The organism is Kitasatospora sp. NPDC096077, assembly GCF_040303245.1.
Classification (GTDB): domain Bacteria; phylum Actinomycetota; class Actinomycetes; order Streptomycetales; family Streptomycetaceae; genus Kitasatospora.
Window position 1 is genome coordinate 1 of sequence record NZ_JBEOSV010000023.1, and the last position, 14127, is coordinate 14127.

At 72.0% G+C, this 14127-nt stretch carries 11 protein-coding genes; 4 read left to right on the plus strand and 7 right to left on the minus strand.

Annotated features, from left to right (window positions below):
* Positions 1-584: acyl-CoA dehydrogenase family protein (locus tag ABTZ03_RS20755; protein WP_350514495.1), on the minus strand; the 584-nt coding region annotated here is incomplete at its 3' end.
* 160 nt (positions 585-744) lie between these two features.
* Here ABTZ03_RS20755 and ABTZ03_RS20760 point away from each other — a divergent pair.
* A complete protein-coding gene (locus ABTZ03_RS20760) occupies positions 745-1179 on the plus strand; it encodes a PhlB family protein (protein WP_350514496.1) in 435 nt (144 codons plus the stop codon).
* Positions 1180-1278: 99 nt separating this feature from the next.
* Here ABTZ03_RS20760 and ABTZ03_RS20765 read toward each other — a convergent pair whose 3' ends face one another.
* Positions 1279-2241, minus strand: a complete 963-nt coding sequence (locus ABTZ03_RS20765) for an electron transfer flavoprotein subunit alpha/FixB family protein (RefSeq protein WP_350514497.1) — start codon at positions 2239-2241, stop codon at positions 1279-1281.
* Between the two features lie 40 nt (positions 2242-2281).
* On the minus strand, positions 2282-3067 hold the full coding sequence (locus ABTZ03_RS20770) for an electron transfer flavoprotein subunit beta/FixA family protein (protein ID WP_350514498.1): 786 nt from the start codon (positions 3065-3067) through the stop codon (positions 2282-2284).
* 372 nt (positions 3068-3439) lie between these two features.
* Between ABTZ03_RS20770 and ABTZ03_RS20775 the strand changes: the two genes are divergently transcribed.
* Together ABTZ03_RS20775 and ABTZ03_RS20780 are read left to right on the plus strand one after the other, a co-directional pair.
* Entirely contained in the window at positions 3440-4720 is a 1281-nt protein-coding gene (locus ABTZ03_RS20775; protein ID WP_350514499.1) for a CDP-glycerol glycerophosphotransferase family protein, read from the plus strand.
* The gene (locus ABTZ03_RS20780) at positions 4717-5301 is read left to right on the plus strand and encodes a hypothetical protein (RefSeq protein WP_350514500.1); all 585 of its coding nucleotides are present in this window, start codon (positions 4717-4719) and stop codon (positions 5299-5301) included. The genes ABTZ03_RS20775 and ABTZ03_RS20780 overlap by 4 nt, the downstream gene beginning before the upstream one ends.
* Here the strand turns inward: ABTZ03_RS20780 and ABTZ03_RS20785 are convergent.
* Positions 5256-7385 carry an ATP-binding protein gene (locus ABTZ03_RS20785; protein ID WP_350514501.1) on the minus strand — a complete coding sequence of 710 codons (2130 nt, stop codon included), beginning with the start codon at positions 7383-7385 and terminating at the stop codon, positions 5256-5258. The two genes, ABTZ03_RS20780 and ABTZ03_RS20785, sit on opposite strands and share 46 nt — an antisense overlap.
* Positions 7386-7662: 277 nt before the next feature.
* On the opposite strand from ABTZ03_RS20785, the gene ABTZ03_RS20790 reads away from it, so the two are divergent.
* Entirely contained in the window at positions 7663-10830 is a 3168-nt protein-coding gene (locus ABTZ03_RS20790) for an AfsR/SARP family transcriptional regulator (RefSeq protein WP_350514502.1), read from the plus strand.
* A gap of 205 nt (positions 10831-11035) precedes the next feature.
* On the opposite strand, the gene ABTZ03_RS20795 is transcribed toward ABTZ03_RS20790, so the two are convergent.
* The 3 genes from ABTZ03_RS20795 to ABTZ03_RS20805 all read right to left on the minus strand — a co-directional run bounded on the left by ABTZ03_RS20795 (position 11036) and on the right by ABTZ03_RS20805 (position 14045).
* Positions 11036-12001, minus strand: coding sequence for a Dyp-type peroxidase (locus ABTZ03_RS20795; protein WP_350514503.1), 966 nt, complete (start codon positions 11999-12001; stop codon positions 11036-11038).
* A 299-nt stretch (positions 12002-12300) separates the two neighbouring features.
* Positions 12301-12927, minus strand: a complete 627-nt coding sequence (locus ABTZ03_RS20800) for an FMN reductase (RefSeq protein WP_350514504.1) — start codon at positions 12925-12927, stop codon at positions 12301-12303.
* A complete protein-coding gene (locus ABTZ03_RS20805; protein WP_350514505.1) occupies positions 12924-14045 on the minus strand; it encodes an LLM class flavin-dependent oxidoreductase in 1122 nt (373 codons plus the stop codon). Before ABTZ03_RS20805 ends, ABTZ03_RS20800 begins: the two co-directional genes overlap by 4 nt.
* Positions 14046-14127 lie beyond the last annotated feature (82 nt).

The window sequence follows — 14127 nt, forward strand, 5'->3', positions numbered from 1 at the left end:
TCGTCGCCCTTCTCCACCACGAACGCCGAGATGCCCTTCGACCGCGCCGACGGATCCGTCACCGCCATCACCGTGTAGAACTCCGACACCCCCGCGTTGGTGATCCAGCGCTTCACCCCGTTCAGCACCCAGAAGTCACCGTCACGCACCGCACGCGTCTTCATCCCCGCCGCGTCCGACCCCGCCTCCGGCTCCGACAGGCAGTACGAGAACATCCCCTCGCCCCGCGCCAGCGCCCCCAGGTACTTCGCCTTCAACTCCTCCGAACCCGACAGCTGCACCGGCAGCGACCCCAGCTTGTTCACCGCCGGGATCAACGACGACGAGCCGCACACCCGCGCGACCTCCTCGATCACGATCACCGTCGCCAGCGCGTCCGCCCCCGCACCCCCGTACACCTCCGGCACGTGCACCGCATGCAGATCGTTGCCCGTCAGCGCGTCCAACGCCTCCTGCGGGAACCGACCCTGCTCGTCCACCTCCGCCGCGAACGGAGCGATCTTCGCCTCGGCCAGCGAACGCACCGCCTCACGGAGCATCTCGTGCTCCTCGGAGATACGGAAGAGATCGAACTCCTGGCTCATGATCGCCACTCCTGTTTCACGACGGTACTCAGTACCCTTCATTATGCACGTGCGCGGCAAAAAGGGAACTCAGTGCCTTCACAGGGCGGCACTGAGTTCCCTATTCTTTTCCTGCCGTACTACTGCCGTGAGAGCCGGTCCGAGCGCAGGGAGAGACAACGTGGTCCACTCAGCCATCGACGCCGACACCCGGAGCACGACGCTGTACTTCCAGCGCTGTACCTGGTGCAACAACCCCACCTTCCAGCGGCTGCTCTGCCCCACCTGCGGCTCCACCGAGCTGCGGCTGGAGCCCAGCGAGGGCACGGGCGTGGTCCGGCGCTGCGCGGTCGAGCAGGCCCGGACGCCGCTGGTCCGTCAGAAGTCGCTGATCCGGATGGCGGAGGGCTTCGACGTCTGGTGCATCGTGGACGGGATGCGCAGCACCGTCCCGGTCGGCACCCGGGTGCGGCTGCACTCCTCCCCCGGCTCCGACCAGCCCGAGCTGCGCCTGCTGCCGGTGGAGGAGCCGCCGCCGGTGCAGGACGTCGAGCCCAGGCCACTGCCTCCCACCAAGGGCGGTTTCACCCAGCACCTCGCGGCCTTCGCGGAGTAGCCGGAGCGGGTGGCGCGGGCCGCGCTCGGAGAACGCCGGAGGGCGTGGCACTCGGTACCGGGGTACCGAGTGCCACGCCCTCCGCGCTGTTCCGGGGGATCAGCCCTTGCGGGCCTTCACCTCCGCGGTGAGCTGCGGCAGCACCGCGAACAGGTCACCGACCACGCCGTAGTCGGCGAGCTCGAAGATCGGGGCCTCGGGGTCCTTGTTGACGGCCACGATGGTCTTCGAGGTCTGCATGCCGGCCCGGTGCTGGATGGCGCCCGAGATGCCGTTGGCGACGTACAGCTGCGGGGAGACCTGCTTGCCGGTCTGGCCGACCTGCGAGCTGTGCGGGTACCAGCCGGCGTCGACGGCGGCGCGCGAGGCGCCGACCGCGGCCTCCAGGGCGTCGGCGAGCTCCTCGACCACGCCGAAGCCCTCGGCGGCACCGACGCCGCGGCCGCCGGAGACCACGATGGCGGCCTCGGTCAGCTCGGGGCGGCCGGTGGACACCCGCGGGGTGCGCGAGGTGACCTTGGCGGCGTTGCCGGTGAACGCCACCGCGACGTTCTCGACCGCGCCGGCGGCCGGGGCGGCCTCCGGGGCGACGGCGTTCGGCTTGACGGTGATGACCGGCGCGCCGTTGCTGACGCGGGAGTCGACGGTGTACGAGGCGGCGAACACCGACTGGGTGGCGATCGGGCCCTGCTCGCCGGCGCGGACGTCCACCGCGTCGGTGATGATGCCGGAGCCGAGGCGCAGCGCGACGCGGGCGGCGACCTCCTTGCCCTCGCCGGAGGAGGTCACCAGGACGGCGGCCGCGTCGCCAGCCTTGGCGATCTGGGCCAGGGCGTCCACCTTGGGGACGACCAGCTGGTCGGCGAACTCGGCGCCGTCCGCGACGTACACCTTGGCGGCACCGAACTCGGCGGCCTTGGCGGCGATGTCGGCGGCCGCGGCACCGGCGCCCAGGACGACGGCGGACGGCTCACCGATGCGGCGGGCCAGGGTCAGCAGTTCGAGGGCGGGCTTGCGGACCGCACCGTCGACGTGGTCCACCAGGACGAGAATCTCAGCCATTGCTCTATGTCTCCGTGTTTCGCTGGATCGGGGGGTGGACCTAGATGAACTTCTGGTCGGCGAGGAACGCGGCGAGCTGCTTGCCGCCCTCGCCCTCGTCCTTGACGACCGTGCCCGCGGTGCGCGCCGGACGCGCCGCCACCGACTCGACCGCCGTCCACGAACCCGCCAGACCGACCTCGTCCGCCTCGATGCCCAGGTCGTCCAGGTCCAGCGACTGGACCGGCTTCTTCTTCGCCGCCATGATCCCCTTGAACGACGGGTACCGGGCCTCACCCGACTGGTCCGTCACCGAGACCACCGCCGGCAGCGCCGCCTCGACCAGCTCGGTCGCCGCGTCACCGTCCCGACGGCCCTTCACCACGCCGCCCTCGACCGACACCTCGGACAGCAGCGTCACCTGCGGCACACCCAGCCGCTCCGCCAGCAGCGCCGGCAGCACACCCATCGTGCCGTCCGTCGACGCCATGCCACCGATCACCAGGTCGAACCCGGTCTTCTCCAGCGCCTTCGCCAGCACCGCCGACGTCCCGATCACGTCCGAACCGTGGATGTCGTCGTCGTTCACGTGCACGGCCTTGTCCGCACCCATCGACAGCGCCTTGCGCAGCGCGTCCTTCGCGTCGTCCGGACCCACCGTCAGCACCGTGACCTCGGCACCCTCGTTCGCCTCGGCGATCCGCAGCGCCTGCTCGACGCCGTACTCGTCCAGCTCCGACAGGAGGCCGTCCACGCCCTCCCGGTCCGTGGTGTGGTCGTCCGCGAAACGACGGTCGCCCGTCGCGTCCGGCACGTACTTCACACAGACGACGATCCTCAAGCTCATGAGCGGTTTCTCCTGTCACGGGTGCACGGGTGCACTGGATCCATGGCCTCAGGTCAGGCCGAGGGTACTGAGTGCCAAGCCAGGCCCGGCTGCGACCCTCGTACCGCAAGCACCACCTGGACCGGCAGGCCGGGTCGGCTCTGTTCGACTTGCGGAAGAGGCTCCACCGAGAGAATACGGCACTCAGTACCCCTCGTAAAGGCACTCAGTACCCTACCCCGCCCCGGCGGCCTCCCGCCGGGGCGGCAAGCGGACACAAGGTTTCCGCAAGGCCCCGCCAGGTCCCGTCAACGAATTCGCCAGCCGGTCCGGGGACCATCGGCGGCGGGGCTGCTCGACGGCCCCGACCTGCGATCAAGGAGGGGGAACGGAATGACCTTGGTGCACGGGGAACAGGACATCACGACCGCGAACGGGACGCACCCCACGCGTCCCACCCAGGAGACGTGGAGCAACAACGGCCCGTGGGAGACCCTGCGGGACCGCAAGGAAGTGCTGGTCGTCGCGCAGACGATGGTGTACGCGAAGCGACTGCACGACTTCTACTCGCTGCTCGCCTCGGACCTGCGGGTCCACGTGCAGTTCACGGTGGCGCCGCACACCTTCAACCGGGGCACCGCGGAGATCCTCCAGGCGATGGGCGGCACCGTACTGCCGTGGGAGCAGGCGGTCCGGCGCGAGTTCGACCTGGTCCTGGCGGCCGGGTCGCAGGGAATGGAGCAGTTGCACGGCCCGGTCGTCCGGCTGCCGCACGGGGCGGGCAACATCAAGCTGGCCCGGAACAGCGCCCCGGGCGGCGAGCGGCCGGCCGTCGGACTCGGCCCCGACTACCTCTACTGGGAGGGGCGGCTCGTCCCCGCCTCCTTCGCGCTCGCCCACGAGGAGGAGCTGCTGGAACTGCGGCGCAGCTGCCCGGAGGCCCTGCCGATCGCCGAGGTGGTCGGCGACCCCTGCTACGACCGGATCGCCGCCGCGCTGCCGCACCGCGAGCACCACCGGGCCGCGCTGGGACTGCGGCGGGACGAGAAGCTGGTGCTGGTCTCCTCCACCTGGGGCGACGGCTCGCTCTTCACCCGGCTCGACGCCGTGCTGCCCCGGCTGGCCTCGGAGCTGCCCCGGCACGGCTACCGGGCGGTCCTGCTGACCCACCCCAACATCTCGGCGGCGCACGGCGCCTTCGCCGTGCGCTCCTGGGCGCGGGCCACCGCGCGCGGGGTCGTCACGGTCGTCCCGCCCGAGACGGACTGGCGGCCGCTGCTGGTCGCCGCCGACTTCATCATCGGGGACCACGGCTCGGTCACCCTCTACGGGGCGATGACCGGCGCCCCGGTCCTGCTCGCCGAGTACCCGCACCGCAACGTCAACCCGCGCTCGCCCGCCGCACAACTCGCCCGCACCGCGCCCGCGCTCTCGCCCGGGCACCCGTTGGTCGACCAGCTCTCGTACGCCGCCGAGCAGTACCGCCCGGAGGAGTACGCCGCCATCGCCGCCCGGATCAGCTCCGAACCGGGCCGGTTCGACCGGAACGCCCGGCGACTGCTGTACCGGGTGCTCGGGCTGGGGCAGCCGGCGCACGCTCCGGCTCCGGAGCCGTTGCCGCTGCCGGACCCGCTGGACGCGATCGCGGCGGCCGAGGCACGGCGGGCCGGATGAGCGCGGCACTGCACACGATGCGGCTGACGCCGGTCGGCGCCCCGGCGGCGATGCTGTTCGAGGCCCGGCTGGTGTCCGCCGCCTGGGTCGGCCACGGGCTGCTGGCCACGGACCCGGTGACGACGGACCCGGCGGCCACGGCCCCGGTGTCGACGGCTCCGGGTGACCGGCCCGGGCCCGGGTTCGTGGACGAGCACCTGGTGCTCGACCTGTCCCGGCCGGGCGGCCTCCGCTGGCGGCGGCAGGCCGACGTGCTGCACCTCGGGCTGCTCCCGGCGGCGGAGGCGCACGGGCGGCTCGCGGAGCTGCTGTCCGCGCACCCCGGGTGTGCGGTGGCCACGGCCCAGCACCGTACGGGGACGGTGCAACTGCTCGCCCGGACGGGGGCCCGGCTGGTCCTGCGGGCCTCCCAGCCGCCCGGCCCGTCCTCGCTGCCGCTGGTCCTCGGCTCGCTGGCGCACGCCTGGCTGGCCGCCGGACGGGCGCTGACCGAGCTGGCCTGGGTCAGCGCCTGGGTCCTCGACACCCGGCCGGCTCACGCCTCCGGGGTGCCGGGACGGGGGGTGGCGGCTTCCGCGTGAACGGCGAGGCGGTCGGCCAGCCCGGCCGCCTCCGCCGTGGCACCGACCTCCCGGTACCGGGCCAGGGACTGCTCGAAGCGGGCGCGCGCGGCCTCCGGGCGGCCGCGCCGCTCCTCGACCAGCCCGGCGAACTCCAGCGTCCGCGCCTCCCAGTGCGCCGACCGCGCGGCCCGGAAGCCCGCGAGGGCCTCCGCCAGCCGGGCCTCCGCGAGGTCGTACGCACCCAGCCGGCCGTGTGCCAGGCCCAGGAAGGCCAGCGCGCGGGCCGCCTCGTAGTCGTCCTCGATCGAGGACAGCTCGCGGCCGGCCCGCTCGATGGGCTCCACCGCCTCGGCGGCCCGGTCGGCCAACAGCAGCACCTCCCCGTACGCCAGCCGGGCCAGCGCCGAGCCGCGCAGGTAGTCCTGGGCCTCGCGCAACTCCACCACCCGGAGCAGGCACTCGGCGGCCTGGAGCAGCTGCCCGGCCATCCGGTGGGTCTGGCTCAGCCCGTACAGTGCGTCCGCCTGAGCCAGCGGGTGGCCCAACTCCCCCGCGAGGTCCAGGGCTTCGCCGAACCACCGGGCCGCCTCCGCCCCCTCGCCCGCGTTCCGCAGGCCGTTGCCGCCGGAGGTGAGCATCCGCAGTTCGCCGGAACGGTCCCCGGCCGCCCGGGCCGCCCGCAGACCGATCCGGTGCGCCTCCACCCACAGTGCGGCCGGGCGCAGTCGCAGGAACAACGGCCACATGGCGTCGGCGAGTTGCCAGGCGGCCGCGGGCCGGTCCAGCTCCTCGCACCAGCGCAGGACGTCGGCCAGCCGGTCGCGCTCCTCGTCGAGCCACGCCACGGCGCCGGAGTCGTCCGCGAACCCGCCGGCGGGGAGCACCGGCCGGGTGAGGTGGTCGCGGGCGAGCGTGCGGTGACTCGGCGAGACGACCGCCTCGGCGGCCGTGGCGGTGGCGAGGTACCAGTCCACGATCCGGTCGAGGGCGGCCCGGGTGGCAGCGGCTCCCCGGACCTCCGACCCGCACGCCCGGGCGTGCAGCCGGACCAGGTCGTGGAAGCGGAACCGCTGCGGGCCCTTCTCCTCGACCAGGTGCACGTCGATCAGGCCGTCCAGCAGCCGGTCCGCGCCGGGCAGGTCGGTGTCCGCCAGGACGGCGGCGTTCGCCAGGGTGAACTCGGCGAAGGGCAGCAGGCCCAGCAGCCCGTACAGCCGGGCGGCGGCCGGCTCCAGCACACCGTAGGAGGCGTCCAGCAGGTCCCGCACCGTCTCACCCTCCACGTCCAGCGCCGCCAGCCGGTCGGTGCCGCGCCCGAGCATCTCGGCCGTCGCCGCCAGCGACTGGGCCGGGCGGGCCGCGATCCGGGCCGCCGCCAGGCAGATCGCCAGCGGCAGCCCGGCGCAGGCGTCCACCACCGTGGCCGCGGCCACGCTCTCGTCCGCCACCCGGCGCCCGCCGACCCGGTCGGCCAGGATCTCGGTCGACGCCTCCGGGGCGAGCGGCTCCAGCGCGCGGAATACCGCGCCGTCCATCCCCAGCCCGGTGAGCCGGCGCCGACTCGTCACCACCACCACCGTGCCGTCCGAACCGGGCAGCAGCGGCCGGACCTGGGCGGCCGTCGAGGCGTTGTCCAGCAGGACGGCGATCCGCCGCTCGGCCGCCAGCGAACGCCACAGCGCGGCGCCCTCCGCCAGGCTCCGGGGCACCGGCGAGATCCCGAACGCCCGCAGGAAGGCGCCCAGCGCCTCCGCCGGATCGACCGGGCCGCCCGGGGCGTAGCCGCGCAGATCCGCGTACAGCTGACCGTCCGGGAAGCGCTCGGACTGGCCGCGCAACCACTGGGCGGCCAGCGCCGTCTTGCCGACCCCGGCCGGGCCGGTCACCACCAGGGTGCCGTCCGCCGGTCCGGCGTCCTCGCTCAACGACCGGTCGAGCGCCGCCAGATCGGCCTCCCGGCCGATCAACCGCCTCGGACAGGGCGGGAGTTGGCGTGGTGTGGGGAGCACCTGGGGGGCGTGCAGATGCACTCCGCCGTGGATCGCGCCCGCCTGCACCACCGAACCGGCGACCCCGCCCCCGCCGGTCAGCGAGTTGCGCACGACCCCCAGGGGCAGATTGGCCTCATCCGTCACCCGCGACCACCGACCACGGCCCGTCCTGCCACTGGCTCCCCCTGCCCTCGACCGACCTCGACCGTCATCGACTGTCATCGGCGAATTGACCGCGCGGCATTAGCAGATGACATGTCGTCAAGTCGAGAACATTCCCAAAGGACCATCTCCCGAACCCCCTCGGTGCTATGGCCGATCGCCCCGACCGCATGCCATGCTCACCCGCGACACAGCAAGCTGGTAGCCAACCGGCGGGGGGCGTCGCGTGAAGTTCCATCTCCTGGGATCAGTTGAACTGTCGGTGAACGGAGAGCCATTGGCACTCCACTCCGACAAACGCCGACAGCTGCTGGCCGCGCTGGCCCTGGAGCTCGGAAGGCCGCTCCCCCACACATCGCTCGTGGACCTCCTGTGGGACGTGGCACCACCGCCCAGCGCCCTCACCACCCTGTACAGCCACGTGTCCCACCTACGGGCACTGCTCAGACGGGCCGCCCGCGCCGCCGGACGGGAAAACCCCGGGGAAGCGCCGACGATCGACACCCGATCGCACACGTACACCCTTCGGGCCGATCCCCAACTCATCGACTGGCACCGATATCTGGACCTCTGCAAGCAAGCCGGACTACTCGCCGAGAACGGACAGGACCACCAGGCCAGAACCGTACTCAGCCGCGCCGACGAACTCTGGGGCGGCGAACCCCTGGCCGGCCTGCCCGGCAACTGGGCCCACAGCACCCGCGCCGCCATGACCGACCAGCGCTTCGCCACCACCCTGCAACGGATCGAGCTCGACCTGCGGATCGGCCGCCACCACCAGCTGATCCCCGAACTCACCGCGCTGCGCGAGCACCGGCCCACCGACGAACGCCTGGCCGGCCACCTGATGACCGCCCTCCACGCGGCCGGCCGCCAGGCCGAGGCGCTGACCGTCTACCCAGCCGTCGTCCGACTGCTCCGCGCCCACCTCGGCACCGAACCCGGCGAGGCACTCACCCGGCTGCACCGGCTGATGCTCAACGGCGAACCGCTGCCGGGGACGCGGGCCCGGGTGTCCGCCGTTCCGGCGGCCGCTCCGGCGGCTCCGACCGTTCCAGCGGTTCCGGCTCCGGCTCCGGCGGCTGCTCCGGCTCCGGCTCCGGCTCCGGCGGCTGCTCCGGCCCCCGTGGCCGTTGCGCCCGGTCCGGTCGTGGAACCGCCCGGGCGGCACCGGTTGATCGGGCGGCGGGACGACCTCCGACGGGTGCTGCCCGGCGCCGGTGCCGGTCAGGGCGGGGTGATCACCGTGTCGGCGATCCTCGGCATGCCCGGCGTCGGCAAGACCACCCTCGCCCTGCACGCCGCCGACCTGATGCGCGAGCACTTCCCCGACGGGTACGTCCACCTCAACCTGCGCGCCCATGTGGGCACCCAGCCACCGCTCACCCCGGAGGCCGCCGGCGCCCTGCTGCTGAGACGCCTCGGCGTGCCCGCCACCACCATCCCGCTCGACGCCGACGAGGTCTTCGCCCTGTGCGCCGAGACCCTCGCCACGCGCCGGGCCGTCGTCGTCCTCGACGACGCCGCCAACGCCGCCCAGATCCGCCCGCTGCTGCCACCCGCACCGGCCGCCCTGATCATCGTCACCAGCCGCCAGCGGCTCGCCGAACTCCCGGCCTCAAGACCGGTGTTCCTGGACGTCCTGCCGGTCGACGACGCCGTGGCCCTGTTCAGCAGCGTGGTCGGCCCCGACCGCTCGACGGACCGCGACCGCGTCGTCGAGATCGTCGACCGCTGCGGCCTCCTCCCGCTCGCCATCGAACTCGCCGCCAGCCGCCTCAAGGCCCGCCCCTCCTGGACCCTCGACCACCTCGCCCACCGGCTCTCCCGCAAGGCCCGCCTCGCCGAGATCCGCAGCGGCTCGGCCAGCATCGCCCGGGCGTTCGAGGTCTCGTACCAGTACCTCCCGGCGGGGCAGCGGTCCGCATTCCGGTTGCTCGGGCTGCATCCGGGACCCGATTTCGGGGTGCACGCGGCGGCCGCGCTGCTGGGGCGGACGGTGGACGATGCCGATGAGGTCCTGGAGGCGCTGCTGAACTGCAGCCTGATTGTCGAAATTTCGCCCGAAAGATACCAACTACACGATCTTCTACGGGAGTTCGCGGTGATCCTGGGAATGGAGGAGGAGCATCAGGACACCGCAGTCGACCGACTGCTCCGCTTCGCCCTGCACGCGGCTGACCGGGCGGACCGGCTGCTCTATCCCCGCAGATCGAGAACGGGAATCCCGGATGATCGTCAACTCGATGTCATAGACGACCTTTTGGGAGATGTCCCGATCAATTCCCCCGAATCGGCCAAGGACTGGCTGGAGGCCGAGCACGCCGGCCTGGTCGCCCTGACCACCCACGCCCATCAGGTCGGACTCGCGGAGACCGGCGCCTGGCTCGCCCACGTCCTGGCCGGCCATCTGGACGCCGAGGCGTACTGGCGCGAGGCGCAGGACATGCACCGGGCAGCCGCGGCGCACTGGCGATCGCGAGCGAACGACCGGCAGGAGGCATGGGCCCTGATCGACCTGGGGGCCACGCTCGCCAACGCCTCGCACAACGACTCCGCGACCGGGGCGCTCGAACGCGGACTGGCCCTCGCCCGGAGCGAGGGCGACCAGGACGCGACGGCGAACGCGCTCGGCCTGCTCGGACGGCTGCGCTGGAACCAGAGCCGCCTCCACGAGTCACTGGCGTTCCAGGAGGAGGTGCTCACCATCCGACTAGAGCAGGACGACCAGCTGAACGTCGCCCGCTGCCTCGCCAACATCGGCGTCCTGCACCGCTCGATGGGGAATTCGGAGGCGGCACAGGACGCCTATGACAGCGCCCTCCCCTTTGCCCGGAACTTCAACGACCGGGTTCTCGAGCTCCGGATACTCAACAATCTCGGGGAACTCCACCTCACCTCCGGACGCAATCCGGCAGCGCGCGACATGTTCGAAAGAATTCTGGATATCGGGGACGGCCTCATGCCCCCGGTGGACCTTTCCGTCATTCGCACGAATCTGGCAGCCACGCTGCCGATCCCGGATGAACTCGAACGCGCTCTCTCGCTCTACCGGTCGGCACTGGCGACATTTCGCGAGGTCGGCAGCGCCCGCTATGAATCCGACAGCCTCAACGGTCTGGGCGAGACCCTGGCTGCGGCAGGACGCCTCCAGGAGGCGCAGGACCACCACGCGGCAGCCCTGGAGCTGGCACGCTCCATCGGCGCGGCCCGGGAGGAAGTGGCCGCCCTCCGCGGGCTGGGCCAGTGCGAGGCAGCACTCGGCAACCCGACGGCCGCCGTAATTCATCTGACCGCAGCCGTGAACCTGGCCGGACAAGTCGACATCGCGGACGAGGTCGCATTGGCCCGCTCGGCACTCGCCAACGTCAAACGATCTTCATACAATAAGTAATCCCGCGATGCTGCGCGGTCGGGGGGACACCCGTTTGATGGGCGTCCTCATTTTCTGGTTAGATCACCTCGGCGATCATGCCGATCGGGATCGAGCAGAAAGCAATGCCGCACAATGACCATAGTCAAGCACTTTTGCTTCACAATTGCCATGTCCATGCCCTTGTGGTGCTTGCTGAAGCCGTAGAGCGACAGCGGCTTCCCGTTCAGGGGGTCGGGACGGCGCCGGGCGCGGCCGGTGGGGAGTCCAGGAGGTCGGCGGTCGGCACGAAGAACAGGGCGCCGGTGACCGCGGTGGAGAAGTCGAGCAGCCGGTCGGTGGTGCCGGGCGGGCGACCGAGGAACATGTTGCGGAGCATTTCCTCGGTGACGCCGGGGTCGCGTGCGTAGCCGATGAAGTAGGTGCCGTACTCGCCGCCGCCCGCGAAGGAGCCGAACGGCATGTTGAAGCGGACGATCTTCCGCTCCGCGCCGTCCGGGTCGGTGATCACGGTCAGGGCCACGTGCGAGTCCGCGGGTTTGCTGTCGTCGTCCAGTTCGATGTCGGTGAGCTTGGTGCGGCCGACCGCGCCCTCCTGCTGTTCGACGCTCAGCGCGTTCCACTTGTCCAGGTCGTGCAGATACTTCTGGACGATGACGTAGCTGCCGCCGGCGAAGGCCTGGTCCTCCTCCCCCACCACGGCGGCGGTCTCGGCGGCCCGGCCCTCGGGGTTCTCGGTGCCGTCGACGAAGCCGAGGAGGTCCCGGTCGTCGAAGTACTTGAAGCCCTGGACGGAGTCGACCACGGTGGCCGCCCCGGCGAGCCGGGAGGTGAGCCGGCCGGCGAGTTCGAAGCAGAGGTCCATCCGCTCGGCCCGCAGGTGGAGCAGCAGGTCGCCGGGGGTGGCCGGGGCCCGGTGGCGGGGGCCGGCCAGCTCCCGGAAGGGGTGGAGCCCGGCCGGCCGGGGGCCGGTGAACAGCCGGTCCCAGAGCTCGGAGCCGATGCCGGTGACGCAGGTGAGGCCACCGTCGGGGGCGCGGAAGCCGACGGCCCGGCGCAGTCCGGCGAGTTCGGGCAGCAGCTCGCGGACGGTGGACTCGCCGCCGGGTTCGACGGTGAGGGTCAGGAAGATCGCCGCACTGGTCAGCGGGGACAGGACGGCTTGCGGTTCGGGCTGCGGTGCGGGGTGCATGGCGGTGCTCCTCCTCGGGAGGCTCGGGGGCCTGGGGACGGGGTTGTCCTGCAGCACGCTCACGCTCGCCAGCCCAGGGACGGATCGGGCGGGTACCGGTGTATCGACACGGCGGGCGAAGTGGGACGGACCAGCACGAATCCGATCATGCCAACGATTACATCGCAGAGCGGACGATCCGGCACGGCCGGCACACGGCCGAACGGCTCCACCGGGATGGCCGAAGGCCCCATCGGAGGCTCGCTCCGGTGGGGCCGTTCAGGTGAGGGCCGAAGGCCGGGTCAGCGCCGAAGGCCGGGTCAGGCCCGCAGCGCCGCCAGCTGCTCGGCGAACGGGACCACCTGCTCGGGCAGCGCGGGCCGCGTCGCCGGGCCGCGACCGGCCAGCAGGGCCGCCAACTCGCCCGCCGCCCGGTCGATCCGGCCCGGCAGGCCGTCGGTGAGCGCGTCCCCCGCCGTTCCCCAGTCGTCGGTGGCCGCGTACACGGCGGTCGGCAGCACCACCGCGCGCAGGTAGCTGAACAGCGGCCGCACGGCGTGCTCCAGGGCGAGCGAGTGCCGGGGTGTGCCGCCGGTGGCGGCGATCAGCACCGGCTTGCCGGTGAGCGCGTCGTCGTCGATCACGTCGAAGAAGGACTTGAACAGGCCGCTGTAGGAGGCGGTGAAGATCGGCGTCACCGCGATCACCGCGTCCGCCTCCGTCACCGTGTCGATGGCCCCGCGCAGCGCGGCGGCCGGGAAACCGGTGACGAAGTTGTTGGCGATGTCCACCGCGAGGTCGCGCAGCTCGATCACCGTGACCTTCGCCTGCCGCCCCTCCGCGGCGAGCCGGCGCACGGTCGCCTCGGCGAGCCGGTCGGCCAGCAGGCGCGTCGAGGACGGCTTGCTCAGCCCGGCGCTCACCACGGCCAGCTTGAACACGGTCATCGGGCGACCTCCGCCTTCTCGTCGGACTTCTCGTCGGCGTCACGGCCGTCGCGGGCCGCGACCAGCGCGGCGTGGGTCGGCCCGTCCGGCACTCCGGCCGGGCGGCCCTTGGCGAACTCGGCGCGCAGCACCGGCACGACCTCCTCGCCGAGCAGGTCCAGCTGCTCCAGCACGGTCTTCAGCGGCAGGCCGGCGTGGTCCATCAGGAACAGCTGGCGCTGGTAGTCGCCGAAGCTCTCGCGGAAGGTCAGGGTCTTCTCGATGACCTCCTGCGGGCTGCCCACGGTCAGCGGGGTCTGCTCGGTGAACTCCTCCAGCGAGGGCCCGTGCCCGTACACCGGCGCGTTGTCGAAGTACGGACGGAACTCGCGCACCGCGTCCTGGGAGTTCTTGCGCATGAACAGCTGCCCGCCGAGGCCGACGACCGCCTGCTCCGGCGTGCCGTGACCGTAGTGGGCGTAGCGGCTCCGGTAGAGCTCGATCAGCTTCTGGAAGTGCTCCTTGGGCCAGAAGATGTTGTTCGCGAAGAAGCCGTCCCCGTAGTAGGCGGCCTGCTCGGCGATCTCCGGGCTGCGGATCGAGCCGTGCCAGACGAACGGCGGGACGTCGTCCAGCGGGCGCGGGGTGGAGGTGAACCCCTGCAGCGGGGTGCGGAAGCGGCCCTGCCAGTCGACGACCTCCTCGCGCCACAGCTGGTGCAGCAGCGCGTAGTTCTCGATCGCGAGCGGAATGCCCTGGCGGATGTCCTTGCCGAACCAGGGGTAGACCGGGCCGGTGTTGCCGCGGCCCATCATGAGGTCCACCCGGCCGTCGGCGAGGTGCTGGAGCATCGCGAAGTCCTCGGCGATCTTCACCGGGTCGTTGGTGGTGATCAGCGTGGTCGAGGTGGAGAGGATGATGCGGTCGGTCTGCGCGGCGATGTAGCCGAGCATGGTCGTCGGCGAGGACGGGACGAACGGCGGGTTGTGGTGCTCGCCGGTCGCGAACACGTCCAGGCCGACCTCCTCGGCCTTGCGCGCGATGGCCACCATCGCCTTGATCCGCTCGTGCTCGCTCGGGGTGCGGCCGGTGGTCGGGTCGGGGGTGACGTCGCCGACGGTGAAGATTCCGAACTGCATGCTGCTCACCACACTCCAGGTAGTCCAACTTTCAACCACCTTAGCATCCGGGTGGCGGATCCTTATTCCCGCCGACAATGGA

Excerpts from the sequence above, each read along its gene's own strand:
- ABTZ03_RS20765 (WP_350514497.1), bottom strand. The coding sequence starts at position 2,241 with ATGGCTGAGATTCTCGTCCTGGTGGACCACGTCGACGGTGCGGTCCGC.
- ABTZ03_RS20770 (WP_350514498.1), bottom strand. The coding sequence starts at position 3,067 with ATGAGCTTGAGGATCGTCGTCTGTGTGAAGTACGTGCCGGACGCGACG.
- ABTZ03_RS20775 (WP_350514499.1), top strand. The coding sequence starts at position 3,440 with ATGACCTTGGTGCACGGGGAACAGGACATCACGACCGCGAACGGGACG.
- ABTZ03_RS20780 (WP_350514500.1), top strand. The coding sequence starts at position 4,717 with ATGAGCGCGGCACTGCACACGATGCGGCTGACGCCGGTCGGCGCCCCG.
- ABTZ03_RS20795 (WP_350514503.1), bottom strand. The coding sequence starts at position 12,001 with ATGCACCCCGCACCGCAGCCCGAACCGCAAGCCGTCCTGTCCCCGCTG.
- ABTZ03_RS20800 (WP_350514504.1), bottom strand. The coding sequence starts at position 12,927 with ATGACCGTGTTCAAGCTGGCCGTGGTGAGCGCCGGGCTGAGCAAGCCG.
- ABTZ03_RS20805 (WP_350514505.1), bottom strand. The coding sequence starts at position 14,045 with ATGCAGTTCGGAATCTTCACCGTCGGCGACGTCACCCCCGACCCGACC.